Here is a 21,809-nt window from a genome sequence, read left to right as displayed (position 1 = left end):
CTCGGAGGGTATATAACTATCGTTCACTGCGCCCCTGTGATGACTCTGTATTCACTAAATGTCCATCTTGTGAATCTTCGAATGGCGACGATCTGTTAGATTTTTTTCGGAAAAGAAACCTCTTTTGAACCGAGAAGCTCAGCAAGAACAGCGTAATTTCCGTGAGAATTTTTGCCAGCAGCAGCGGAGTGCCAATAGCTGAAAGCAGGACTAGCACCTCATAATTCAGCGCGAGCAGCACCACCGCTAACAATGCGTAGCGACTCACCGTTGAGCGCAACGACAGGGAACGCCCCTCGGCGAAGACCAATTGGCGATTGATCCAGAAATTCACAGCAGCACTGCCCAGGCGAGCAAGGACTACCGCTGGCAGCAAATCGTTGAACAGCGCTGTGAAGACGAGCAGCAAGACCGTATCTACCGCAAATCCTGCCAGTGAGGAGGCGGAGAATTTCAGCAGCGGAGCATAGATCCGCATCGAATCCCGGATAGGCCGGAAATGGGAACTCTCGTTGTCGTTTAGATAGATTGTCTGAATCTTCACGCTTTCCAGCTCAACATCGTTCTTTTTTGCCTCCAACAACATGTTCAACTCATACTCGTAGCGCTCGCCGGGAACCGTACCTAGCCAGGGAAGGATTTCGGCCGGGAACCCGCGAAGTCCGGTTTGCGTGTCATTGAGCCACGTACCGGTAGACAAAGCGAAGAGCAGCGCGGTGGCCTTGTTGCCCAGTTTGCTCCGCAGCGGGACGTTGCCGGCGAATTCACGTTCGCCCATGACGATGCTTCTGTGTTGCCCTACTTTTCTGGCTACAGCGTAGATGTCGACAGCGGCATGTTGTCCGTCGCAGTCGGCCGTTACGACGTCGTGGCCTGGGAAGTGCTCGGCTACGTAATCAAAACCCGATTTCAGTGCTTCTCCCTTGCCTTGGTTGTCCGCGTGCTGGACAAGGACTGCCCCTTGGCGTTGAGCGTAAGAGAAGATTTCTCCCGACTCGGGTCCACTGCCGTCGTCAACCACGACGAGGATCGTTTCGTTGTTTTCAAGCTGCAGCGACTCAATGAGAATGTTTAGTTTTTCATCAGGTTCGTAGGCCGGAATCAGGATAATCATCGTGCTACCCCTGACCTGCGATGAACATGATGTCCGACGTGCCACGCTCTTGGTTCCGGCCGAGCGGGTTGTTCACGAGCTGGCCGTTGAAGTACATCGTTGATGATCCGCCGCCATCAATGTTGTAGGCGGTTTTGCACCCAAGATCCAACATGATCTGGGCGAGCTCAGGCATTGTCACCCCGACGCTGTATCCCTGGGAGCGCCCGTCAACCACTACGAAGACAAAGTGGTTGTCATCGATGATGCCAATGGCCGTTCGCGGCTGTTGGCCCTGGATCGAGTGGTTGCCGAAATTGGTGTCAACCTCGACCTGGTCAATGCCATCTACCTGCTTTGAGTCCTTGACGACCGCTGGCCCGAAGGACAGCGTCTGCCAGACTCCCTCAGAAACCAACGTGTCAGCATCGGTTGTGGTCTCGTCGTAAACCTTGGCGCTTCCGTCTTTATAGAAGGCCAGCCCTTCACGAGCGCCTTTGTCTCGATAGGCGACGCCGTTGCGAATGATGATGCCGGTGTCCCTGAACCCGTAGTAGTCCCCATTGATAGCGAAGATCGCAGAGTTGTTCTCGGCAATCGCGCTGGTGGTTTCAGTAATATTTTCACCAAAACTATCTTTCGCGAAAGCTGAGGCAAGAACTGTGCCTTCTTTGAGGTTCAGGTCGGCCGCAAAATAAGTGACTTGGCTCGTGCCGCTGCCGGTTACGGTCTTGGTGATGTTGATCTTGGCAAGATCCGAAGTGTAGCTGGTATCCGTAACGGTCGCCGAGCTATCCGGAGCTGCGGCTGCGGTAGCCGTGGCCGCGCTGCTGACACCGGTTTGCTCAACGTGTTCAACTACGAAGCGGTCCAATGCCCAGCCTGCTCCCCCGCCCGCTGACGCGAGGACGGCCAGAGAGCCGATGAGTACAGTTCGGCGTGATGGCTTTTTGGTCTTCGATGCTTTTTCGGTGGCTCGCTGTTGGACTCGAGTGTTCTGCTGTTCAGGTGAATTCGTCATGAAAAAAATTTATATAGACGCTACCTGTTAGCAAATGCCGATCCAGTTAGGTGTTTTCCATGAATGATTGATCGACACCGATTATTCTCAATAATTACGGGCGAAAAATTTTCTTTGTGACTCACCTCCCAAAAAGAAAAACCGGCCCTTTTCCTAAGAATTACCTTAGGAAAAGGGCCGGTTTTTACTGTGGAAACTCTAGTGAGTGTCCTCTGCTGCAATCTCAGAACGGTCGCCGCTCCACAAGGTGTGGAAGGTGCCTTCCTTGTCGGTGCGACGGTAGGTGTGAGCACCGAAGAAGTCGCGCAGGCCCTGGGTCAAGGCTGCTGGCAAACGATCGCGGCGCAGGCCATCGTAGTAGGCCAGCGACGAGGAGAATACTGGTGCTGGGATGCCCAGCTGAACGGCAACAGCGACAACGCGGCGCCATGCTGGAACGGCCTTGGCGATCGCTTCGGCGAAGGCCGGTGCGAACAGCAGGTTGACTGGCTTCTCGTCTGCGGAGTAGGCTGCGGTGATGTCCTTGAGCAGTGCTGCACGGATGATGCAGCCTTCACGCCACAGGCCGGCGATCTCGTCGAGCTTCAGCTCCCAGTTGTATTCGCCAGCAGCAGAGGTCAGCATGTCGATGCCCTGTGCGTAGGAAACCAGCTTCGATGCAAACAGCGCCTGGCGCACGTCTTCGACAAAGTTCTCTGGAAGGGTGACCTCGGTGGTGTCCGCGGTGAGGACCTTCTGGCCCACGGCGCGGATGTCGCGCTGGGAGGACAGCGAACGAGCGAATACCGATTCAGCAATAGCCGAAACTGGCGAGCCCATGTCCAGGCCGGACTGCACGGTCCAGCGACCGGTGCCCTTTTGTCCTGCGGAGTCCTGGATTACGTCGATTAGCGGCTTGCCGGTGGCGGCGTCGGTGTGGCCCAGTACTTCAGCGGTGATCTCGATGAGGAAGCTGGACAGTTCGCCTTGGTTCCACTCGTTGAAGATCTCTGCCTGCTGAGCTGGTTCGATGCCTGCAGCGCTGCGCAGCAGATCGTAGGCTTCGCCGATAACCTGCATGTCGGCGTATTCGATGCCGTTGTGCACCATCTTCACGAAGTGGCCGGCGCCATCGGTGGAAATCCATGCGCAGCAAGGGGCTCCGTCGTCGGCCTTGGCGGAAATCTTTTCCAGCATTGGGCCCAGGGCCTTGTAGGATTCAGCCGAGCCGCCTGGCATGATCGATGGGCCGAGCAGTGCGCCCTCTTCGCCGCCGGAGACGCCAACGCCAACGAAGTGGAGGCCCTTTTCATTCAGGGCTGCTTCGCGGCGACGGGTGTCGGTGTAGTGCGAGTTGCCTGCGTCAATGACGATGTCGCCTTCATCAAGCAGCGGTACCAGCTGGTCGATGACCGAATCTACTGGGCCGCCAGCCTTGACCATAATCAGAACGCGACGCGGGGTTTCAAGGTTCGCAACCAGCTCTTCGAGGCTTTCGGTGCGGATGAAGTCGCCTTCATCGCCGTGCGCCTCAAGCAGTGCGTCAGTCTTTCCGACCGAGCGGTTGTGCAAGGCGACAGTATATCCGTTGCGGGCGAAGTTACGGGCGAGGTTTGCACCCATCACGGCCAGACCTGTGACACCAATCTGTGCAGGCATAAAAATAAGTCTCCATCAATTACGGGGAGGGTGTGCCGTTAACAGAGACCATAAACCATGGCCCCTGAATCACGACCACGTGACCTTTCCATACTACTAGGCACAGGGCACTGTTTCCCAGAGAATGACCGAACTAAAAACATATTTATTCTGTGTAATCGGTGCGCGCAACGCTACTTGCCCCTAGTCGTTAGCTAAACTGTCCCTATGGCAACAAGTCTGCACGCTCATGTGGTTGAGCACCTCGGCTCCCGCATCGTCAGCGGACAAATTCCCCGCGGCTCGATTATCCTGGCCGCTGATCTCGAACAGCAACTTCAAGTTTCCCGCTCGGTGATCCGCGAGGCAGTCCGCGTCCTCGCGCAGAGCGGACTGGTGACCAGCACCAAGCGCGTGGGCATCCGGGTCTTGGGGGCCGAAAGCTGGAATCCCTATGACACTCATGTCATCCGCTGGCGACTGGCCGGCGATCAAAAAGGGACGCAGCTCCGCTCCCTGACCGAGCTTCGCATTTCCGTCGAGCCCATGGCCGCTGAACTGGCCGCCGAGGTCGCACCGGAAGCCATGCGCAAGGAGCTGATGATGATATCAGCCCAAATGAATCACTATGGACGCCTAGGCGACCTTCGCCGGTTCTTGGAACTGGACATTCGGTTCCATGCCCTGGTGCTAGCCGCTTCGGGCAACGAGATGTTCGCGAATCTCTCCACGCCCATTGGCGCGATCTTGCGCGGTCGAACCGAACTTGGCCTGATGCCAGAACGCCCGCATGAAGAGGCGCTGCTCTGGCACCAATCGGTAGCCGATGCGATCTCCAATTCCGATCCGGCCGGTGCCCGCAAGAACATGGAAAGCATCATGCGGCGCACCCATAACGAGATTTGCAGCCTCTGGGAGGGCCAGCCGCGATTGTTTGTCGACCCAGCCAAGGATGCTCGCTAGATCAGCGCACTGATTCGTGCTGTGAGGTCAACTGGAAAATCCGCCGGACCAACGAATATTCGTTGGTCCGGCGGATTTTTTCGCTAGCGAGGCTGCATGCTAGGCAAGCGCAGTCGCAATGCCGTAGAGCACCATCACGAAGACGAAGCCTACAACCGAAACCAAAGCCTGCCCGACGGTCCACACCCGCAATGTCGTCGATACGTCCATTTGCAGGAAGCGGGACACCAGCCAGAAGCCGGAGTCGTTCACGTGGCCGGCGAACACCGAACCGGCAGCCAAAGCCAGAACCATGGTGGCCACCTGGAAAGCGGTCAAAGAGCTATCAGCCAAAATTGCCGGCTGAACGATGGCAGCTGCGGTGGTCAATGCCACGGTGGCCGAGCCCTGCGCCAAACGCACGATGGCTGCGATCAGGAAGCCCGCGATGATCAGTGGCATGCCCACCGACTCCAGCGAATCCGCAATAGCATTGCCGATGCCGCTGGCACGAAGCACTCCACCGAACATGCCGCCTGCTCCGGTGATCAAGATGATCGAGCATACCGGGCCGAGCGCCGAGTCAACGACGGTCTCAACCAGGGTCTTGTCCTTGCCCTTGCGGAAGCCGAGCAGGAACATTCCGAGCAACACAGTGATCAGCAGCGCTACCGGCGTCTCGCCAAACAGGCGAAGCCAGGTAACCCACGATGCTTCTGCATCAACGAAGCCGGCGCTGCCGAGCATGTTCAGCCCGGTGTTCATGAAAATCAAGACCAGCGGCAGAAGCAGCAGGCTGAAGACAGTTCCTACCGCTGGAGAGGACTTGAAGTCATCCTTGCCAGTGCCGTTGCCCAGTGCTGCATCCAGGATGTTTGGTACCGGGATGTCGAATTTCTTGCCAACGAACTTGCCGAACAGGTGGCCGGAGAAGAACCACGTCGGGATGGCGACAATCAAACCCAGAACGAGGACCAGGCCTACATTCGCTTCAAGCAGACCCGAGGCCGCCACGGGGCCTGGATGCGGTGGAACGAAGATGTGCATCACAGAGAATGCAGTTGCCGCTGGAATCGCGTAGTACAGGACAGATCCACCCAGGCGGCGTGCCACGGTGAAGATGATTGGAAGCATGACCACGAGGCCAGCGTCGAAGAAGATGGGGAAACCGAAGAGCAGCGATGCCACGGACAGCGCCAGGGGAGCGCGCTTTTCGCCGAACTTGGAGATCAGCCAGTTGGTCATCACTTCGGCGCCACCGCTGGTTTCCAGCATTCGGCCAAGCATTGCGCCAAGACCCACGAGCAAGGCGACACTCGCAAGCGTCGACCCAAAGCCGCTGGTCAAAGTGGTGATCACCGATGCCGCAGGAATGCCGGCGGCAATTGCCGTCAGCAAGCTGGTGAGAACCAGAGCCACAAAAGCGTGGATCCGGAAGCGGATAATTAGGACCAGCAGCACGGCGACCGCCGCTACCGCGAGTCCGAGGAGACCGGGCGTACCCAGCGTCCAGTTCATGTCGAGCTCAGTTGTCATTGTCGTCCTTGATCAATGGTTATTCATGCCAGATGCTGGCGGGCGGTTTATGCGAGGTGCGCTACTTCGAGGTCAATTACAAGTTGACGCACGATGTCCTCAGGGGAATTGGAAATGTCAGCGGTGAGAACCGCTTCATCGGCCGTGGGCAGCTCCAGGGTTGCCAATTGGCTGTCCAGCAGCGAGGAAGGCATGTACTCGTGGGAGCGTGCGTTCATTCGATCGCGAATAACAGCGGGCACACCTGCCAAGTGCACAAAAATGGTTGACGGTTCCAGGGAACGAATCAGATCGCGGTAACTGCGCTTCAGTGCGGAGCACGCAATGACCAGCGGTTCTTGCTGGCTGGTTCCATCAGCAAGCTTCTGGCCGATCACACGCAACCATGGTTCGCGGTCCTGATCGTCCAATGCTTCGCCCGCGGCCATTTTCTGCTTATTGGATTCGGGGTGCAAGCTATCACCATCGATGAATTGACGGTTCAGCTCATCTGCCAGCATCTGGCCGATAGTCGTCTTGCCGCTACCTGAAACACCCATAACGATGATGGCTGGGACCAGTTCACTCATGTATTCACTCCGTCGTGCGCAAACCTAATATCAGACTTAAGGATTGTTTTATTGGATAAAATCTGATTTAACAAGCGTATGAGCGACAGTGACCCGTGTCAACCATTTCCCATCGGTCAATCGCCGGATCTGCCGAAAGCCCATATCAGATCTGGTTTCGCGAGTAGATGTGATGTGGCCTTCAAGTCGCGTTCGGATCAAAGTTGCGAAAAGCCCGAAAATCACCGGTGCATCCATAGAACCCCAGCTCAAACCGATGTATTCTCTGGGCTAAGTGGTCAAACCCGATCACTAGAGAATCTGACCATTGGAGCGAATCATGGGATTCATTGGATGGATAGTTTTGGGCTTGATTGCTGGCGCTATCGCAAAAGCAATCCTGCCGGGCAAGCAAGGTGGCGGATGGATCGCCACCTTGGTGCTGGGCGTAGTCGGCGCGTTGCTCGGCGGCTGGATAGGTAGCCTCATTTTCGACAAGGGCATGAGCGGATTCTTCTCGTTGTGGAGCTGGATCTTGGCCATCGGCGGTGCACTGATCGTCCTGCTCATTTGGGGCTTCATCACCAAGAGACGCGCCTAACCGCATCATCTGGTTCTCAACCTGCACGAATCCCGAAACCCGTCCAATGAAAATTGGGCGGGTTTCAACGTGTCAGCTCTGCAGCATCCGGCACAGTCTGATCCCAGCATGCTGACGTAGACTTCCAGAACAGGGGTTCAATCCCCCGAGTACTAGGTAAGGACTTCCGTGGCCATTGATCCGATGATCCCCACCGCAAGAATTCGGGCACCGAAAAAATTTTTATCGATCGGCACCGAGCGAACGCGCTGGCGCGGTCTGATTCATGCATGGTCAACACCTGGCATCATCATCATGAACCTGGTGCTAATCGTCCTGGCTGACGGACACCTGGCCGAATGGACCAGCGCCGTATTCGCACTGTGCTCGATCCTCTTGTTCGGCACGTCAGCCTTGTACCATCGCGGCAATTGGACCGAGCGGGTCATGGGTCTTTTCCGCCGGGCCGATCACGCCAACATCTTCTTGCTTATCGCTGGCACCTACACGCCCGTCGCGGCGCTGACCCTTCCCGCGAAACAAGCCATCATCGTATTGTCCATCATCTGGGCCGGCTCTGTGGCCGGAATTGCGATCAAGGCCATCTGGCCGACCGCCCCGCGTTGGGTCGGCGTAAGCCTTTACATTCTGCTCGGCTGGGGCGCGCTGATGCAGCTTCCAGCCTTTTGGGCAGCAAACCCGGCGGTCATGATCCTGATCCTGGCTGGCGGCTTGGCCTACACCGTGGGTGCCGTGTTCTACGCCGCCAAACGCCCCAATCCCCTGCCGACCATTTTCGGTTTCCATGAGCTCTTCCATGCCTGCACGATTATCGCCTTCCTTTGCCACTGGACAGCCGTTCTGCTCGTGGCGCTCTAAGACCTCCGCCCACGCAAAAAGTCGTGCCCGCCAGCTTCCCTGAAGCTTGCGGGCACGACGTGCTTATGGCGTACGTATCTAGCGTTGAGCGTACCGCTTTCTCACGAAGAACAGTCCCACCAAGGAGATCACGGCGATCGCCATGTAGTAGATGCTCGGCGCATCCAACGATCCGGTGGCTTTCAGCAGCCAGGTCAGCACCAGTGGAGCGATGCCTCCTAGCAAAGTCACGCCGACGTTGTAGGCCACCGACAATCCAGAACCGCGGATCGCTGCCGGGAACAGTCCGGACAGCAGTGCCGGCAACGGACCGAAGTAGAAGGACATGATGACGCCCAGCAGCGCGATCACCACGACCATGACCCCGACCGTCGGGGTGGAGGTCATCAGCTTGAACAGCGGATAGGCCAAGACAAAAGCCGCTATTGCCGCATAGGTCATCACCCGAGCCGGGCCGATGCGGTCGGCCAGATGCCCGACGAACGGAACACCACACAGCGTGATGACGCCAGCCGCGATCCCTCCCAAGAACGCCGCGTCCCCCGGAATGCCGAGATTAGTGACGGCAAAGGTCGGCATGAACAGGATCAGGTAGACCGAAATCGTGGCCACACCGATTACCGCTACGCCGGCCAACAACCGCCCGTAATGAAGCTTGAAGAGCGTCCCAAGGGGGAATTTCTCCTTTTTGGCAGTGGTGAACTCCTCGGTCTCTTCCAACCGGGCTCGGATATACAAGCCGACCGGGCCGATCAGCAAGCCCACGAAGAATGGCACACGCCAGCCCCACGATTCCAGGGCCTCAGCGCTCAGCCCCGTGGTGAGGAAGTATCCGAAACCGGAGGCGAGCATCATCGAGGCACCCTGGCTGGCAACCTGCCATGACGAGTAGTACGCCTTCTTATGCGGAGCCGTCTCGATCAGGAAGGCAGTAGCTGTCCCGAACTCGCCGCCAGCCGAGAAACCCTGGATCAGCCGGGAGAGCAGGATAATCAGCGCGCCAGCCACTCCCACCGAAGCATAAGGGGGAGCTACGGCCATGATCAGGGTGCCCAGCATCATCAGCCCAAGGGTCAGCGTCAGCGCCTTCTTCCGGCCCTTGCGATCCGCATAGCTTCCCAGCACCATGCCGCCAAGCGGTCGGATCACGTAGGAAATCGCAAAGGTCGCGAACGTGAGGATCAACGCGAAAGTCGGATCCGATTCCGGGTAGAACACCTTGGCAATGGTCGTGGCGAAGGTGGCGTACACAATGATGTCGAACCATTCGAGGGCGGCGCCGATGGAACTGGAGATGACGGCCTTGCGCGCCATCGCCACCTGTTGCGCGGTTGCGCGATCGCCGGCACTCATCGGCTCAGCTGCGCAATCAGTGAGTCGATGAAGTTTTCGCACTCGGAAATCTGGTCGAGCAAGATGTACTCGTCTGGCGCGTGCGCCTGGGCGATATCACCGGGGCCGCACACCACCGTCGGGATGCCGGCTGCCGAGAACAAGCCCGCCTCGGTGCCGTAGGTGACCTTCTCATCGGTGGCGATCGCGCCGCATGCGGCGGCCAGCGCAACGATTTCTTCGCCGGGCTCGGTATCCAATCCCGGGGCGCCGGCCTGCTGCTCGAAGCTCACCGAGCAGGACGGATTCTTTTCACGCATCTGCGCTTCCAGCTTCGCCGCTACGTCGCGGAAACGAGCGGTGAGCGCATCGCGATCGACCACTGCCAGCGACCGGTACTCGAAGTACACCACCGCTTGGGACGGGATCGTATTCACCGCGATGCCAGCGTCGAACTTGTTCACGTTCATCGTGGTCGTCGGCTCGATAAACGCCTCATCGCTTGGTCCGCTCGATCGGAGTTCGGCCGAGACTTCTTCCACGAAGTTCGCAAACTTTAGCGCGTAGGAGATCGCATTGACCCCTTCAGTAGGAAGCGATGAGTGGGCGGCAACGCCGTTGAACTGGACCCGGAAGACGTTCATCGACTTATGCCCGCGAATGGCGCGCATGCTCGATGGCTCCCCCACGAAGCATCCACGTGGCGCCAATCCGTCAGCCACAATTTTTTCGACCAGGCTGACGGCGCCAACACAGCCCACCTCCTCGTCGTAGGACAGGGCCAGGTGGATGGGCTCTGCCAGTCGGGCGCTGGTCAGTTGATCAAGCTTCGCATGAATGACCCCGAGATAGCCTTTCATGTCGCAGGTTCCACGGCCATAGAGTTTGTCACCGCGCACCTGGGCATCAAATGGTTCGCTGCTCCAGTCCTGTCCATCTACAGGGACCACGTCCGTATGGCCGGAGAGCACAATGCCACCCGAACGCGTGCCGTCGCTGGCGGGGATGGTGGCCAGCAGATTAGCCTTGCTTCCATCCTCATTGTGTATCAGCGTCGGCTCGACACCGTGCGCTCGAAGCTTGTGGACAACGTTTTCGATGAGCGGCAAGTTCGTGTCCCGGCTCGTCGTGTCCACCGCGATCAGCTCACGGATTTCTTTCATGCTTGATTCGGACGGTGCAGCCATCACAACTCCTGGGTACTCGGCTTCATTACACAGTTTTCATGCTGTCATACCAAGTCACTGGCGCATAGAAGATTTCATACTAAGGCTATGCGTGCGGGTACTTCCCCACTCCAACTCCCCGAAGATAACTAACGATGGCCTGCTCAAATGCGCTGTCCAGGTCCAGAGGATCATTGATTTCGCTCAGTGCTGGCAGCAAGTGCGGGTAGGAACCCATCTGCAGGGAATTCAAATAGGCTGAGGCGTATTGATGCCCGCGCTGGCGCTGCCCATTGCGAGCGAGCGCGGAGGTGATGGAGTTCAGCATTGCGAGAGTAAGCAGTTTTCGGGGAGCGCTCAAATCCATATCAGCCGGGGCCAGCCAACTACGCTCCAAGTGCACCAGGAAATTGGGAGTCATCACCTGTTTTTGCATTACGATCAGCGCAACCCGCGGGTGACGACTCATGATCCGACGGTCTTGGCGAGCTATTTCCAAAAGCTGATCAATTGCGGAGCCCGAACATGTCTCATAGTCATGATCAGCACTGATCCGGCCCACCATCAGTTCGGTGAGTTGATCGTAGGACTTTACGTATCGATAGAAATGCTGGTTCCGTGCTAAGCTCCGACGCTACGCTCCGCACTGAAACAGCCTTAATTCCAACAGCAATGGCTAGACCAACGGCAACATCATCGATTTTCGCGAACGTGTTTTGAGGTTTTGAACCGGTGGTTCTCTGAGTTAGATTCTTGACCGCAGTCCGTGCTCCAGTAGTCGGCATGGTCAATCACGAACACTGTTCGCAATTACTGCTACAGGAAATTCACGCGCACGCTGATGGTTACCCCGGGCACCTGTAGTGATGTCTCACCTCTGACGTCTCTAGGTCCGGCACGCATCCCGCAAGGCTTTGATGTCGCGATCGCAGCAGACCCTGCGTATCGAGAGGTGATAACTTCTTCCGGAAGTACCTTCCACGACCTTCCAGGCGACATGAGTGCTCTGGTCAATCTTGAAATCCCAGGGGCAGGGACCAGACCCAAGGAATTACGTCACTACCTCGCAGAATTTGGCACCTCCTTTGATCAAGCGACCACAGGAACTTTGCAGGCCTAGAAGCACGGTGCAGATTTAATTCTCGCAAATTCAGTGGCATCTTTCGCTTTCGATGTCGCCGAGGCGCTAGGAATCCCCTCGATCGGCGCACATCTGCAACCCACCGAACCGAGCGGTCAATAAGCACCGATGGCCCTAGGCAGTGCACGAAGTTTTGGAAACATTGGAAACCGAGCACTTCATCATCTGCCTTCATCTGCAAAGGCCCCTTACGATGCGCCAACCGCACGCATCCGCACAAAATTGGGGCTGCCGAAGAGAGGCCGAGCGGTCACAGGGCGTCAGCGCCGAAAGACCGCTTAACCAGTCCTTAATGGTTTCAGCTCCGCAGCTGTGCCCCGCCCGGCCGATTGGCACGAGAACTTCATCAAATGCGGTTACTGGTGGCCGACGGCCAATACTTCGCGGAGCGCCGCAGCCCAGCTGCGTGATTTCCTCTCCGCCGGAGAGCCACCGCCATTCCTTGGATTCGGGAGCATCGTGGCCTCGGAACCAGATTTCCTAGCTGAAGTTGCCCGCCGCACTGGCCGCCGTACTCTCGTCCAAGGCACTGGAGAATTTAGTGAGACCGACGTACTGGGCATTGGCCCAGAGCCTGATGAGTGGTTGTTCCCTCAGGCAGAAGCGGTGGTGCACCATGCCGGCGCGGGCACAACGGCCGCCGGCTTGCGCGCTGGCACCCTTGCAGTGCCGGTACCGATTTTCACCGACCGGCCTTTCTGGGCTGCTCAACTGCACTGTCTTGGAGCGGGCACTGCCCCATTCCCCTTCAAGAACTTGACGGTTGGTTCACTCACCGAAGCCGTCAACGAAGCAGTCGGCAATGAGCAATGCCGCCAAAGTGCCACATGGCTCTCGGCCCGACTGGCGGCCGAGGAAGACCGTTCGATAGCAGTCGCGACGTTCTTGGAACAATACCGGCCCTCTCGCTAGAGGCAACAAGGGCACCCACCGTGAGGCGGGTGCCCTTGTTGAACTAACTGCTACTTGTTGAAGTCGTCGCGAACGTCTTTGGCTGCATCTTTGACAGCTTCACCGGCCTGCTTCGCCTTGGCCGCGGCCTGATCCTTGACGCCTTCAGCCTGCAATTCCTCGTTGTTGGTTGCATCTCCGACAGACTCCTTGACCTTGCCGGAAGCTTCCTGAGCCTTGTTCTTGAACTTATCGCCTAAACCCATCAGATGAACTCCTTTTGCAGTCAATTGATCAACGAACACTATCGACGCTACAGACCCCATTCAGGTGTGGGCTGTTTACCCACTACGTACTTGCTGGACGTATTCGACAAGATCTGCGGAACTCGAAAAAGTCCAGTAGGCTTGCCGCACGCGCACCTGCGGTCGAATTCGTCGGTAGGCTTACGCTCCACGACCCTCGCAGTTGCATAGCTCATGCGCGGTTCTCCAATGGGTGAGCACCGCAAATCGACAGGGCGTTAGCCATCTGCCCTGCATCAGACATTCCTGAACCGACTATTTCGTGGATTCTCGATAACATAGGCCATCACGCTATCTGGCTTTCGGCCCACGAACGGCCTGCCCCCAAAAATGTTGTCGTTGTAGACGATCGGCTCAACGCTGACGCGGCGATGCGAAATGCGGCGCGCGGCATTGCGATGTTACGGCACGGTGACCCCAACAACGCGGCAATTATTGACAGCCTTGGATCGCAGACCAAGCGCCGTCGATTCCGGCCGTACCCTCAGACGAGGGCAAAGCTACGAACAGAAGTCCTTTTCCATTCATCAAGCGCAGCGCATCACTCCGGGATGCTCTCCTTGATACTGGTGCCCTTGTCCACTGATGGCCAACCAGAGTCCACGCAAATATCCCTGGCTAGAGCTCTCATGTGGGATCCGCCATCACATTCGGGTACGAACAGTCTCGTGCCGCCACGCTGGCCAGGCAGTGATGAGCCTGCCAGCAATTGAACGGAGTGGAGGTACCGGCGCTAGGGAAGAAAATCTACCCCAGCTATGGAACTTTCATGCCCCCGACAGGAGCACGTAGACCTTGTTGCCAAGTCACCGATCAAGAACGCTCGGCTTGCTTAAGTCCTAGGCACCGGCACAGGTGGGCTCGCAGCGCTGTTAGTAGCCCGTGACTAAAAGGGTGTTATCGGCGCGGACATTCACCAATGTGCGGTGGATTGCGCAAACCAGAATTTCGCGCAACTTGGCAATTCAAACTCGGCTCATGCCGAACTGACGACAATGTTCCCTAAGGGCAAAGCACCACTGATTGTCAGCAATCCTGCGTAGCTCCCGGGCAGCGCCACAACCACACCTGATGCATCCATCTATGATCCCGGAAGCAAAATGCTGTTGCAGATTCTCCGTGGCCTGCCCTGGCATCTCACCGAAGAGAGTCAAGCCTGGTTGTGCATGTCGGATGTGGCAGAATTACTCGGGCTCCGAACTAGCCCGGCTCTAGCCACAGCCATCAATGACGCTGGACTAAGAATCAGTGGTTAAATCGATGACCATTCACAGCAAGCCAAGGCATTTAATCACTCGGACCCGCTCTACTCATCCCCGATCCATGGAAGCAACAGCCTTGTGGCAACTAGCGGTCCAGTAGAACTTCACTTCCGACGCTCATAAGACTGGCAACCCGCGCAAGGCCGGAACATCTTGGCTGAATGCACGAGTAGCTACAATTCCGCGACGACGGTGCGAGAGATGCTGACTCTCCCCCGTGCATGAAATCGACGTTCGATCATGCGCCACATCATTGACGGACTCCCGGAGGATGACAAAAACCCGCTTCAACCAGCCATGATTGGCTAGTTGAAGCGGGTTTCACTTCTGTGGGCCCTACCGGGATCGAACCGATGACATTCACGGTGTAAACGTGACGCTCTACCAGCTGAGCTAAAGGCCCTCCTGCAGTTCTGATACCAACAAATTTCTTTGTTTTGTTCGTTCTCTGCAACAAGAAATAATCTAGTACACCCGGGACTGACTTGGCAAATTGAAATCGTTAAAAATGAATAAGAGTGCCGAGCGTCACCACTGGAACATCATGTTCCTACTACATCTCGCTCATCCGCTTCCCATCACACGGAAGCAGCCAGCCATACTGTCGAAACGATCAGTCAAGCTATGGGCATGAAGAAAATACTCCTTCCTGTTTCGCTCGTCCTTAGTTTCACGCTGGCCGCCTGCGGAAGCCATACACAGACCGACAAGCCGGCATCCACAAGCCCAACGGCCAGCCCTGTTTCGTCAGAATCCGCACGGCCCGTTGACCTGCAGGGCATATGGAAGCGTAAGAATTCGATGGACGCGGATGCTTATCAGGAAGCCATTATCGATTCAGAAACCATCACCATCAATTGGGTCACGAACCATGGGGACACGAAATCGTTGTATTGGGTTGGATCATTTGAGGCGCCGCATGCAGCAACGGACGAATATTCGTGGACTTCCAAGCGGGACCGCAAGACAACTGATATCGCAATATTGGCCTCAAGCGACGAGACCAAGAAATTTACATTTCACAAGGACGAGATTTCATTCGAAGCGGGCATCCTGGGAACGACCACCGCGGTGCGCCTCGGAAAATAGTTCGAACGCCAAACGTTGCACCGACACACGGCAGGAAAACAGCAGAACTGAAAAACCCTCGACCCGAGAGGATCGAGAGTTTCATTTTTGGTGGGCCCTACCGGGATCGAACCGATGACATTCACGGTGTAAACGTTGATGTATTCCGCGTAGATTCAAGGCTAGAAGGGGGCCGGTTCAGTTTCTGGTCGGTTTCTCGTTTCACTGAGCAAACCGAACGATTCGGTTTCGTTCTGTTAGGCTTCCCGGTCCACCATGATGCTGAGAACCTGGGATCCTTCAGGCACAAGCTCGTAGGCCTGATCGCGGGCGGCCTCGTAACCATCGCCGTGGATTGATACGGCGCCAACTTCTCCGCCTTGCTTGTAATTTACTTTTACTTCTACAAGGCGAATTCTAGTCGCGCTTCAACCGTGGCTGGTAATCGATCATTTGGTCCCGGTTGATGTGCCAGTGGTGGTCGTCTTCGGTGGTTACCCATGTGGAATCTTCGCTCCGGATGCGGGTGCATGCCGTGGCCGGCACCCAGAGTGCTTCTTTTGCCCCGTTGTCTACGCGCCCTAACTGGTTTTTGATTCGGGTGATCATGAACATGCCAGCCTTCCACCCGTGGGCTTGGGCATGGAACAGTTCGCCATCATGCTCTACCTCAACGTACGGGTACCGGTTGGTTTCGTACTGGTACAGCCCTGGCGAGTACGGATCTTCGTAGTAGTCCATCATTAGATTGTCCCTCAAAATAATCCAGCCCCCGCTGAATAGATCATCAGCGGGGGCTGGTTGCGAGTTTTGCGCTGAGCCATGAATCCCCATCCATGCCCCTAAGGACTTTCATTTCCCCAAAAAACTTAAGTCGAGCGAGAAACTTAACCACATGCTAGAGCGTCAGACACGTTTGTGCATAGACTTTCTTCGTAATCCGTGAATATAGATCATTTATTCAATCCTTGAAAAGGTTGCATTTTGCCGAGCCGAATCGATAGAGTCTGAATCGGTACGATTTCTACCTTCTAACGACTAGTCAGGCGATAGTCTTCTTCCCCCAAGAGTTGATTTATCCTAGTCGAGCCCGCCAGCCTCCCCAAGTGCTGGCGGGTTGCCTTTTTAACGCAGAAAACCGGTTCGGTTCGAGCCTGGCCTGAGGATTCTAAATCGGCTCAAATTGGGGGTTATGTCCCAAAAAGTGTGTACAGATGACGCGCCGAGGTAGGTTCATCGACGCCCTCCCCACCCTTTTTGGATGCCATTCCCGTCTTCCCAGCTGAAATGCTGGTCGTAAAGCGCTGGCCCGATCGATTCCTCCGGCAGGGGTTTCGGCTTCGGATTGTCGGCCCAGTGATGATGTTGCACGAACGACCATGGATCCTTCGGATTCTCGGCGTATTGATACAAATGCCAGCGCACGAGCGCCATGGAATGCTGCGGCGTCAAACCACGATGCAGCCGCAGCTGTTCCTTGATGCCGGCGTTGATGCCGCCTTCCAAGGGGCTGGTGGTCTTGGGCAGCAGCTCGCCGGGCTGGGCGAGGTCCAACCATGGAAACAGGTGGTCTTTCGTGAGCAGGAAGTGCAATAGCCGCTCAGCGCGACGCAGCCCGATATGCGTGTACCACCAGGTCTGGTGCGGCTTGACCCGGGTGGGCCTGGCAGCGGTGTTGTCCTTCGCGTAGGTGCGTTCCTTGAGCGTGACTGCGTGCATGGACTGCCACTGATAGAACTGCTCTGTCCAATTCGCTGCTTCGCTTTTCGTGCTGACTTTCATCAGTGCCCTTGTGAGAGCCAGCAGCTGTTGGCCTGGGACGGTGCGTGGATTCAGGGTCAGGTGCTTGATGATGCTCTGACGGATATGGAAGAAGCAACGCTGGATCTTGGTGTCGGGCCAGAGCGCGGTGAGCACGGATTCCAGGGCGCCGTTGCCGTCGATGACCGCGATCTGCGGCGGGGTCATGCGCTGGAGGAGGCGGGTCCACGACGCGGTCTTTTCGCGGTCGCAGAATTGCCAGTCGATGATGTGTTTACCGTTGAACGCGGTCAATGCGCAGTAGCCGTTGAAGTAGGTGCCATCGAGCATGAGGTACCGGTGCTGCTCGCCGGTTCGCTCCAGGCGTGGCTAGACTTGCCAGCACCATGCGGTGGTGCGGTGGAAGGTGCTGCGCGGGGTTCCCAGCTCGGTGATGCTTTGCTTTCCGGTGGCCCATCGGTGGAAGCCGGTGAACTGTTTCTTCGCGGTGATATCAGGACGGGTAACGGTGCTGGAGGCGCCGCAGTTCTTGCAGCGCCAGCGGGTGCGTCCAGCGCCTGTTTTGCCGTTCTTGACGAGCTTGTTTCCGCATACATCACAACGGGGTTGATTTGCAATTGTTGCCACGGTACATGCTTTCAAAGCATGTGTTCGTGGTGTTGTTCCTAGTGGTTACGCGTTTTTGGGGAGTTTCGTACACACTTTTTGGGACTTAAACCCAAATTGGCGCAGGCCTATAGGCAATAAGTGGTGTCTGAAAACCTGATTCTGCCCCGGCACTCCGGGGCAGAATCAAGTTAAGCATGGATTTCGTTCCCATAGGTGTGACCCTTAATAGAAAAAACACCCACCTATGTAGTATCTGCCAAAGTCCTCAAAAGAAGAACGGGAAACGCAACGGCAAGCAACGATGGCGATGCATTAGCTGCAATGCCTCGACCACACATCAACGACCAGATACAACCCAACGCAACGTCCTCATCGGCTTCGTCAACTGGCTGCTGAGCAAGCAAACCCAAGCCGACCACGCTGGCGGCACTGGCAGAACCTTCCGCTACCAAACCCAGTGGTGCTGGAACGTGTATCCGTACCTGAACCAGACCGGCGAGGTCTTTGACGAGATCCAGGTCGACGGGATCTATCTGCGCCCAGGCTGGTGCCTGCTCATCGCTATCGCGGGCGGCAAAGTCATCGGCTGGCAATGGTGCGACCACGAAAAATCAGCTGCATGGATTGCGCTACTCAAACACTTCCCACAACCGAAAGTCGTTGTCACCGACGGTGGCTCAGGACTGCTCAAAGCATTGACAACGCTCTGGCCCGGAGTGGAAGTCCAACGCTGCCTAGTGCATATCCAACGCAGCATACGCACGTACCTCACCCTGAAGCCACGAATGGAAGCAGGCAAGTCGCTACGGCATTTGAGCTTGCAACTAACCAGGATCAAAGACCAGGACGAAGCCGCCCGTTGGGCGGCTGCCTTAGCTGAATGGCAGTCAAAGTATCAGCATCTGCTCGATGAGCGCACCTACGCCAAAGACTGGGCTGGGCCTTGGCCCAGAGGCATCAGTCAGTCCCGGAAGTCCTGGCCGACCCACGAGCGATTGCTCAAGGCCTATAACGCGATGAACTCTGTTTTGAAGCGTGGCCATCTGTTCACGTATCTGAAGCCGGAGCTCATTGGTCTTGGTGTCAGTACGACAACGAACATGATTGAAGGAGCGATTAATTCCGGGATCAGGGAGATGATCAGGCTCCACCGTGGCATGCCCATTGAGCATCGCCGGCGTGCGTGTGAATGGTTTTGCTGGACACACGCGGATTCGTTGGAACGTCCGAAGCTGCCTTTGATCATCAAGGAATCAGAGGTCCTGCTGAAGGAACGGGAGGCGGCCAGGAAACCTGTTCCGGACGTGATTGGTCCTGAGGTTTATGGGTTAAGTCCCAAAAAGTGTGTACGAAACTCCCCAAAAACGCGTAACCACTAGGAACAACACCACGAACACATGCTTTGAAAGCATGTACCGTGGCAACAATTGCAAATCAACCCCGTTGTGATGTATGCGGAAACAAGCTCGTCAAGAACGGCAAAACAGGCGCTGGACGCACCCGCTGGCGCTGCAAGAACTGCGGCGCCTCCAGCACCGTTACCCGTCCTGATATCACCGCGAAGAAACAGTTCACCGGCTTCCACCGATGGGCCACCGGAAAGCAAAGCATCACCGAGCTGGGAACCCCGCGCAGCACCTTCCACCGCACCACCGCATGGTGCTGGCAAGTCTAGCCACGCCTGGAGCGAACCGGCGAGCAGCACCGGTACCTCATGCTCGATGGCACCTACTTCAACGGCTACTGCGCATTGACCGCGTTCAACGGTAAACACATCATCGACTGGCAATTCTGCGACCGCGAAAAGACCGCGTCGTGGACCCGCCTCCTCCAGCGCATGACCCCGCCGCAGATCGCGGTCATCGACGGCAACGGCGCCCTGGAATCCGTGCTCACCGCGCTCTGGCCCGACACCAAGATCCAGCGTTGCTTCTTCCATATCCGTCAGAGCATCATCAAGCACCTGACCCTGAATCCACGCACCGTCCCAGGCCAACAGCTGCTGGCTCTCACAAGGGCACTGATGAAAGTCAGCACGAAAAGCGAAGCAGCGAATTGGACAGAGCAGTTCTATCAGTGGCAGTCCATGCACGCAGTCACGCTCAAGGAACGCACCTACGCGAAGGACAACACCGCTGCCAGGCCCACCCGGGTCAAGCCGCACCAGACCTGGTGGTACACGCATATCGGGCTGCGTCGCGCTGAGCGGCTATTGCACTTCCTGCTCACGAAAGACCACCTGTTTCCATGGTTGGACCTCGCCCAGCCCGGCGAGCTGCTGCCCAAGACCACCAGCCCCTTGGAAGGCGGCATCAACGCCGGCATCAAGGAACAGCTGCGGCTGCATCGTGGTTTGACGCCGCAGCATTCCATGGCGCTCGTGCGCTGGCATTTGTATCAATACGCCGAGAATCCGAAGGATCCATGGTCGTTCGTGCAACATCATCACTGGGCCGACAATCCGAAGCCGAAACCCCTGCCGGAGGAATCGATCGGGCCAGCGCTTTACGACCAGCATTTCAGCTGGGAAGACGGGAATGGCATCCAAAAAGGGTGGGGAGGGCGTCGATGAACCTACCTCGGCGCGTCATCTGTACACACTTTTTGGGACATAACCCAGGTTTATGGCACTGCTTCTATTGCTGAGGAAGGTCTTTATGCTCGGGCTGGTTGGGGTGGGCGTAGCCGCTAATTCGGGTTAAGTCCCAAAAAGTGTGTACGAAACTCCCCAAAAACGCGTAACCACTAGGAACAACACCACGAACACATGCTTTGAAAGCATGTACCGTGGCAACAATTGCAAATCAACCCCGTTGTGATGTATGCGGAAACAAGCTCGTCAAGAACGGCAAAACAGGCGCTGGACGCACCCGCTGGCGCTGCAAGAACTGCGGCGCCTCCAGCACCGTTACCCGTCCTGATATCACCGCGAAGAAACAGTTCACCGGCTTCCACCGATGGGCCACCGGAAAGCAAAGCATCACCGAGCTGGGAACCCCGCGCAGCACCTTCCACCGCACCACCGCATGGTGCTGGCAAGTCTAGCCACGCCTGGAGCGAACCGGCGAGCAGCACCGGTACCTCATGCTCGATGGCACCTACTTCAACGGCTACTGCGCATTGACCGCGTTCAACGGTAAACACATCATCGACTGGCAATTCTGCGACCGCGAAAAGACCGCGTCGTGGACCCGCCTCCTCCAGCGCATGACCCCGCCGCAGATCGCGGTCATCGACGGCAACGGCGCCCTGGAATCCGTGCTCACCGCGCTCTGGCCCGACACCAAGATCCAGCGTTGCTTCTTCCATATCCGTCAGAGCATCATCAAGCACCTGACCCTGAATCCACGCACCGTCCCAGGCCAACAGCTGCTGGCTCTCACAAGGGCACTGATGAAAGTCAGCACGAAAAGCGAAGCAGCGAATTGGACAGAGCAGTTCTATCAGTGGCAGTCCATGCACGCAGTCACGCTCAAGGAACGCACCTACGCGAAGGACAACACCGCTGCCAGGCCCACCCGGGTCAAGCCGCACCAGACCTGGTGGTACACGCATATCGGGCTGCGTCGCGCTGAGCGGCTATTGCACTTCCTGCTCACGAAAGACCACCTGTTTCCATGGTTGGACCTCGCCCAGCCCGGCGAGCTGCTGCCCAAGACCACCAGCCCCTTGGAAGGCGGCATCAACGCCGGCATCAAGGAACAGCTGCGGCTGCATCGTGGTTTGACGCCGCAGCATTCCATGGCGCTCGTGCGCTGGCATTTGTATCAATACGCCGAGAATCCGAAGGATCCATGGTCGTTCGTGCAACATCATCACTGGGCCGACAATCCGAAGCCGAAACCCCTGCCGGAGGAATCGATCGGGCCAGCGCTTTACGACCAGCATTTCAGCTGGGAAGACGGGAATGGCATCCAAAAAGGGTGGGGAGGGCGTCGATGAACCTACCTCGGCGCGTCATCTGTACACACTTTTTGGGACATAACCCGCTAATTCAAAGTTTTGAAGTGGTCTGGTCCGGGTGACATGCCCGGGCCAGACACCATTTATTGCCTATA

The 21,809-nt window shown here is 56.9% G+C and carries 21 protein-coding genes, 1 tRNA gene and 1 pseudogene; 10 read left to right on the top strand and 13 right to left on the bottom strand.

The window, feature by feature from the left end:
• Window positions 1–16: 16 nt before the first annotated feature.
• The 3 genes from OF385_RS07395 to gndA all read right to left on the bottom strand — a co-directional run bounded on the left by OF385_RS07395 (window position 17) and on the right by gndA (window position 3,752).
• A complete protein-coding gene (locus OF385_RS07395; protein WP_264277683.1) occupies window positions 17–1,114 on the bottom strand; it encodes a bifunctional glycosyltransferase family 2/GtrA family protein in 1,098 nt (365 codons plus the stop codon).
• A gap of 4 nt (window positions 1,115–1,118) precedes the next feature.
• Window positions 1,119–2,114, bottom strand: a complete 996-nt coding sequence (locus tag OF385_RS07390; protein ID WP_264277682.1) for a phosphodiester glycosidase family protein — start codon at window positions 2,112–2,114, stop codon at window positions 1,119–1,121.
• 198 nt (window positions 2,115–2,312) lie between these two features.
• Window positions 2,313–3,752: an NADP-dependent phosphogluconate dehydrogenase gene (gndA, locus tag OF385_RS07385; RefSeq protein WP_264277681.1), complete on the bottom strand. Its 1,440-nt coding sequence runs from the start codon at window positions 3,750–3,752 to the stop codon at window positions 2,313–2,315.
• 207 nt (window positions 3,753–3,959) lie between these two features.
• On the opposite strand from gndA, the gene OF385_RS07380 reads away from it, so the two are divergent.
• On the top strand, window positions 3,960–4,694 hold the full coding sequence (locus tag OF385_RS07380; protein WP_264277680.1) for a FadR/GntR family transcriptional regulator: 735 nt from the start codon (window positions 3,960–3,962) through the stop codon (window positions 4,692–4,694).
• 99 nt (window positions 4,695–4,793) lie between these two features.
• Here OF385_RS07380 and OF385_RS07375 read toward each other — a convergent pair whose 3' ends face one another.
• Both OF385_RS07375 and OF385_RS07370 read right to left on the bottom strand, forming a co-directional pair.
• A complete protein-coding gene (locus OF385_RS07375) occupies window positions 4,794–6,209 on the bottom strand; it encodes a GntP family permease (protein WP_264277679.1) in 1,416 nt (471 codons plus the stop codon).
• A gap of 47 nt (window positions 6,210–6,256) precedes the next feature.
• Window positions 6,257–6,778: a gluconokinase gene (locus tag OF385_RS07370; protein WP_264277678.1), complete on the bottom strand. Its 522-nt coding sequence runs from the start codon at window positions 6,776–6,778 to the stop codon at window positions 6,257–6,259.
• 319 nt (window positions 6,779–7,097) lie between these two features.
• Between OF385_RS07370 and OF385_RS07365 the strand changes: the two genes are divergently transcribed.
• Window positions 7,098–7,358: a GlsB/YeaQ/YmgE family stress response membrane protein gene (locus OF385_RS07365; RefSeq protein ID WP_264277677.1), complete on the top strand. Its 261-nt coding sequence runs from the start codon at window positions 7,098–7,100 to the stop codon at window positions 7,356–7,358.
• 294 nt (window positions 7,359–7,652) lie between these two features.
• A complete protein-coding gene (gene trhA / locus OF385_RS07360) occupies window positions 7,653–8,216 on the top strand; it encodes a PAQR family membrane homeostasis protein TrhA (RefSeq protein ID WP_264277676.1) in 564 nt (187 codons plus the stop codon).
• Window positions 8,217–8,294: 78 nt separating this feature from the next.
• On the opposite strand, the gene OF385_RS07355 is transcribed toward trhA, so the two are convergent.
• The 3 genes from OF385_RS07355 to OF385_RS07345 form a co-directional block, all read right to left on the bottom strand.
• Window positions 8,295–9,569: an MFS transporter gene (locus tag OF385_RS07355; protein ID WP_264277675.1), complete on the bottom strand. Its 1,275-nt coding sequence runs from the start codon at window positions 9,567–9,569 to the stop codon at window positions 8,295–8,297.
• The gene (gene argE / locus OF385_RS07350) at window positions 9,566–10,735 is read right to left on the bottom strand and encodes an acetylornithine deacetylase (RefSeq protein WP_264277674.1); all 1,170 of its coding nucleotides are present in this window, start codon (window positions 10,733–10,735) and stop codon (window positions 9,566–9,568) included. The genes OF385_RS07355 and argE overlap by 4 nt, the downstream gene beginning before the upstream one ends.
• A gap of 85 nt (window positions 10,736–10,820) precedes the next feature.
• Complete coding sequence (locus OF385_RS07345; RefSeq protein ID WP_264277673.1) at window positions 10,821–11,183, bottom strand: TetR/AcrR family transcriptional regulator C-terminal domain-containing protein; 363 nt, start codon at window positions 11,181–11,183, stop codon at window positions 10,821–10,823.
• 984 nt (window positions 11,184–12,167) lie between these two features.
• Between OF385_RS07345 and OF385_RS07340 the strand changes: the two genes are divergently transcribed.
• Window positions 12,168–12,767, top strand: a complete 600-nt coding sequence (locus OF385_RS07340) for a glycosyltransferase (RefSeq protein ID WP_264277672.1) — start codon at window positions 12,168–12,170, stop codon at window positions 12,765–12,767.
• A 50-nt stretch (window positions 12,768–12,817) separates the two neighbouring features.
• Here the strand turns inward: OF385_RS07340 and OF385_RS07335 are convergent, their stop codons facing one another.
• Both OF385_RS07335 and OF385_RS07330 read right to left on the bottom strand, forming a co-directional pair.
• Complete coding sequence (locus OF385_RS07335) at window positions 12,818–13,012, bottom strand: CsbD family protein (protein ID WP_264277671.1); 195 nt, start codon at window positions 13,010–13,012, stop codon at window positions 12,818–12,820.
• Window positions 13,013–14,643: 1,631 nt separating this feature from the next.
• A tRNA-Val gene (locus OF385_RS07330) sits at window positions 14,644–14,716 on the bottom strand.
• 227 nt (window positions 14,717–14,943) lie between these two features.
• Between OF385_RS07330 and OF385_RS07325 the strand changes: the two genes are divergently transcribed.
• Window positions 14,944–15,402: a hypothetical protein gene (locus OF385_RS07325; protein WP_264277670.1), complete on the top strand. Its 459-nt coding sequence runs from the start codon at window positions 14,944–14,946 to the stop codon at window positions 15,400–15,402.
• A gap of 396 nt (window positions 15,403–15,798) precedes the next feature.
• Here the strand turns inward: OF385_RS07325 and OF385_RS07320 are convergent, their stop codons facing one another.
• The 3 genes from OF385_RS07320 to OF385_RS07310 all read right to left on the bottom strand — a co-directional run bounded on the left by OF385_RS07320 (window position 15,799) and on the right by OF385_RS07310 (window position 17,769).
• Window positions 15,799–16,125, bottom strand: coding sequence for a hypothetical protein (locus OF385_RS07320; RefSeq protein WP_264277669.1), 327 nt, complete (start codon window positions 16,123–16,125; stop codon window positions 15,799–15,801).
• Between the two features lie 489 nt (window positions 16,126–16,614).
• Entirely contained in the window at window positions 16,615–17,472 is an 858-nt protein-coding gene (locus OF385_RS07315; RefSeq protein WP_264277666.1) for a transposase, read from the bottom strand.
• Between the two features lie 39 nt (window positions 17,473–17,511).
• On the bottom strand, window positions 17,512–17,769 hold the full coding sequence (locus tag OF385_RS07310) for a hypothetical protein (RefSeq protein ID WP_264277667.1): 258 nt from the start codon (window positions 17,767–17,769) through the stop codon (window positions 17,512–17,514).
• Window positions 17,770–17,945: 176 nt separating this feature from the next.
• On the opposite strand from OF385_RS07310, the pseudogene OF385_RS07305 reads away from it, so the two are divergent.
• The 5 genes and pseudogenes from OF385_RS07305 to OF385_RS07285 form a co-directional block, all read left to right on the top strand.
• A pseudogene (locus OF385_RS07305) lies at window positions 17,946–18,987 on the top strand (IS1249 family transposase); the annotation flags it as partial.
• Between the two features lie 181 nt (window positions 18,988–19,168).
• A complete protein-coding gene (locus OF385_RS07300) occupies window positions 19,169–19,426 on the top strand; it encodes a hypothetical protein (protein ID WP_264277667.1) in 258 nt (85 codons plus the stop codon).
• Between the two features lie 39 nt (window positions 19,427–19,465).
• Complete coding sequence (locus OF385_RS07295) at window positions 19,466–20,323, top strand: transposase (protein ID WP_264277666.1); 858 nt, start codon at window positions 19,466–19,468, stop codon at window positions 20,321–20,323.
• A gap of 215 nt (window positions 20,324–20,538) precedes the next feature.
• Window positions 20,539–20,796 (top strand): hypothetical protein, encoded by a 258-nt coding sequence (locus tag OF385_RS07290; RefSeq protein WP_264277667.1) that lies wholly within the window; start codon window positions 20,539–20,541, stop codon window positions 20,794–20,796.
• 39 nt (window positions 20,797–20,835) lie between these two features.
• Window positions 20,836–21,693: a transposase gene (locus OF385_RS07285; RefSeq protein WP_264277666.1), complete on the top strand. Its 858-nt coding sequence runs from the start codon at window positions 20,836–20,838 to the stop codon at window positions 21,691–21,693.
• Window positions 21,694–21,809: the final 116 nt, after the last annotated feature.

Source organism: Glutamicibacter sp. JL.03c, from assembly GCF_025854375.1.
Classification (GTDB): domain Bacteria; phylum Actinomycetota; class Actinomycetes; order Actinomycetales; family Micrococcaceae; genus Glutamicibacter.
Note: the sequence above shows the minus strand (reverse complement) of the source record. Positions and strands in the feature narration are given on the sequence as shown.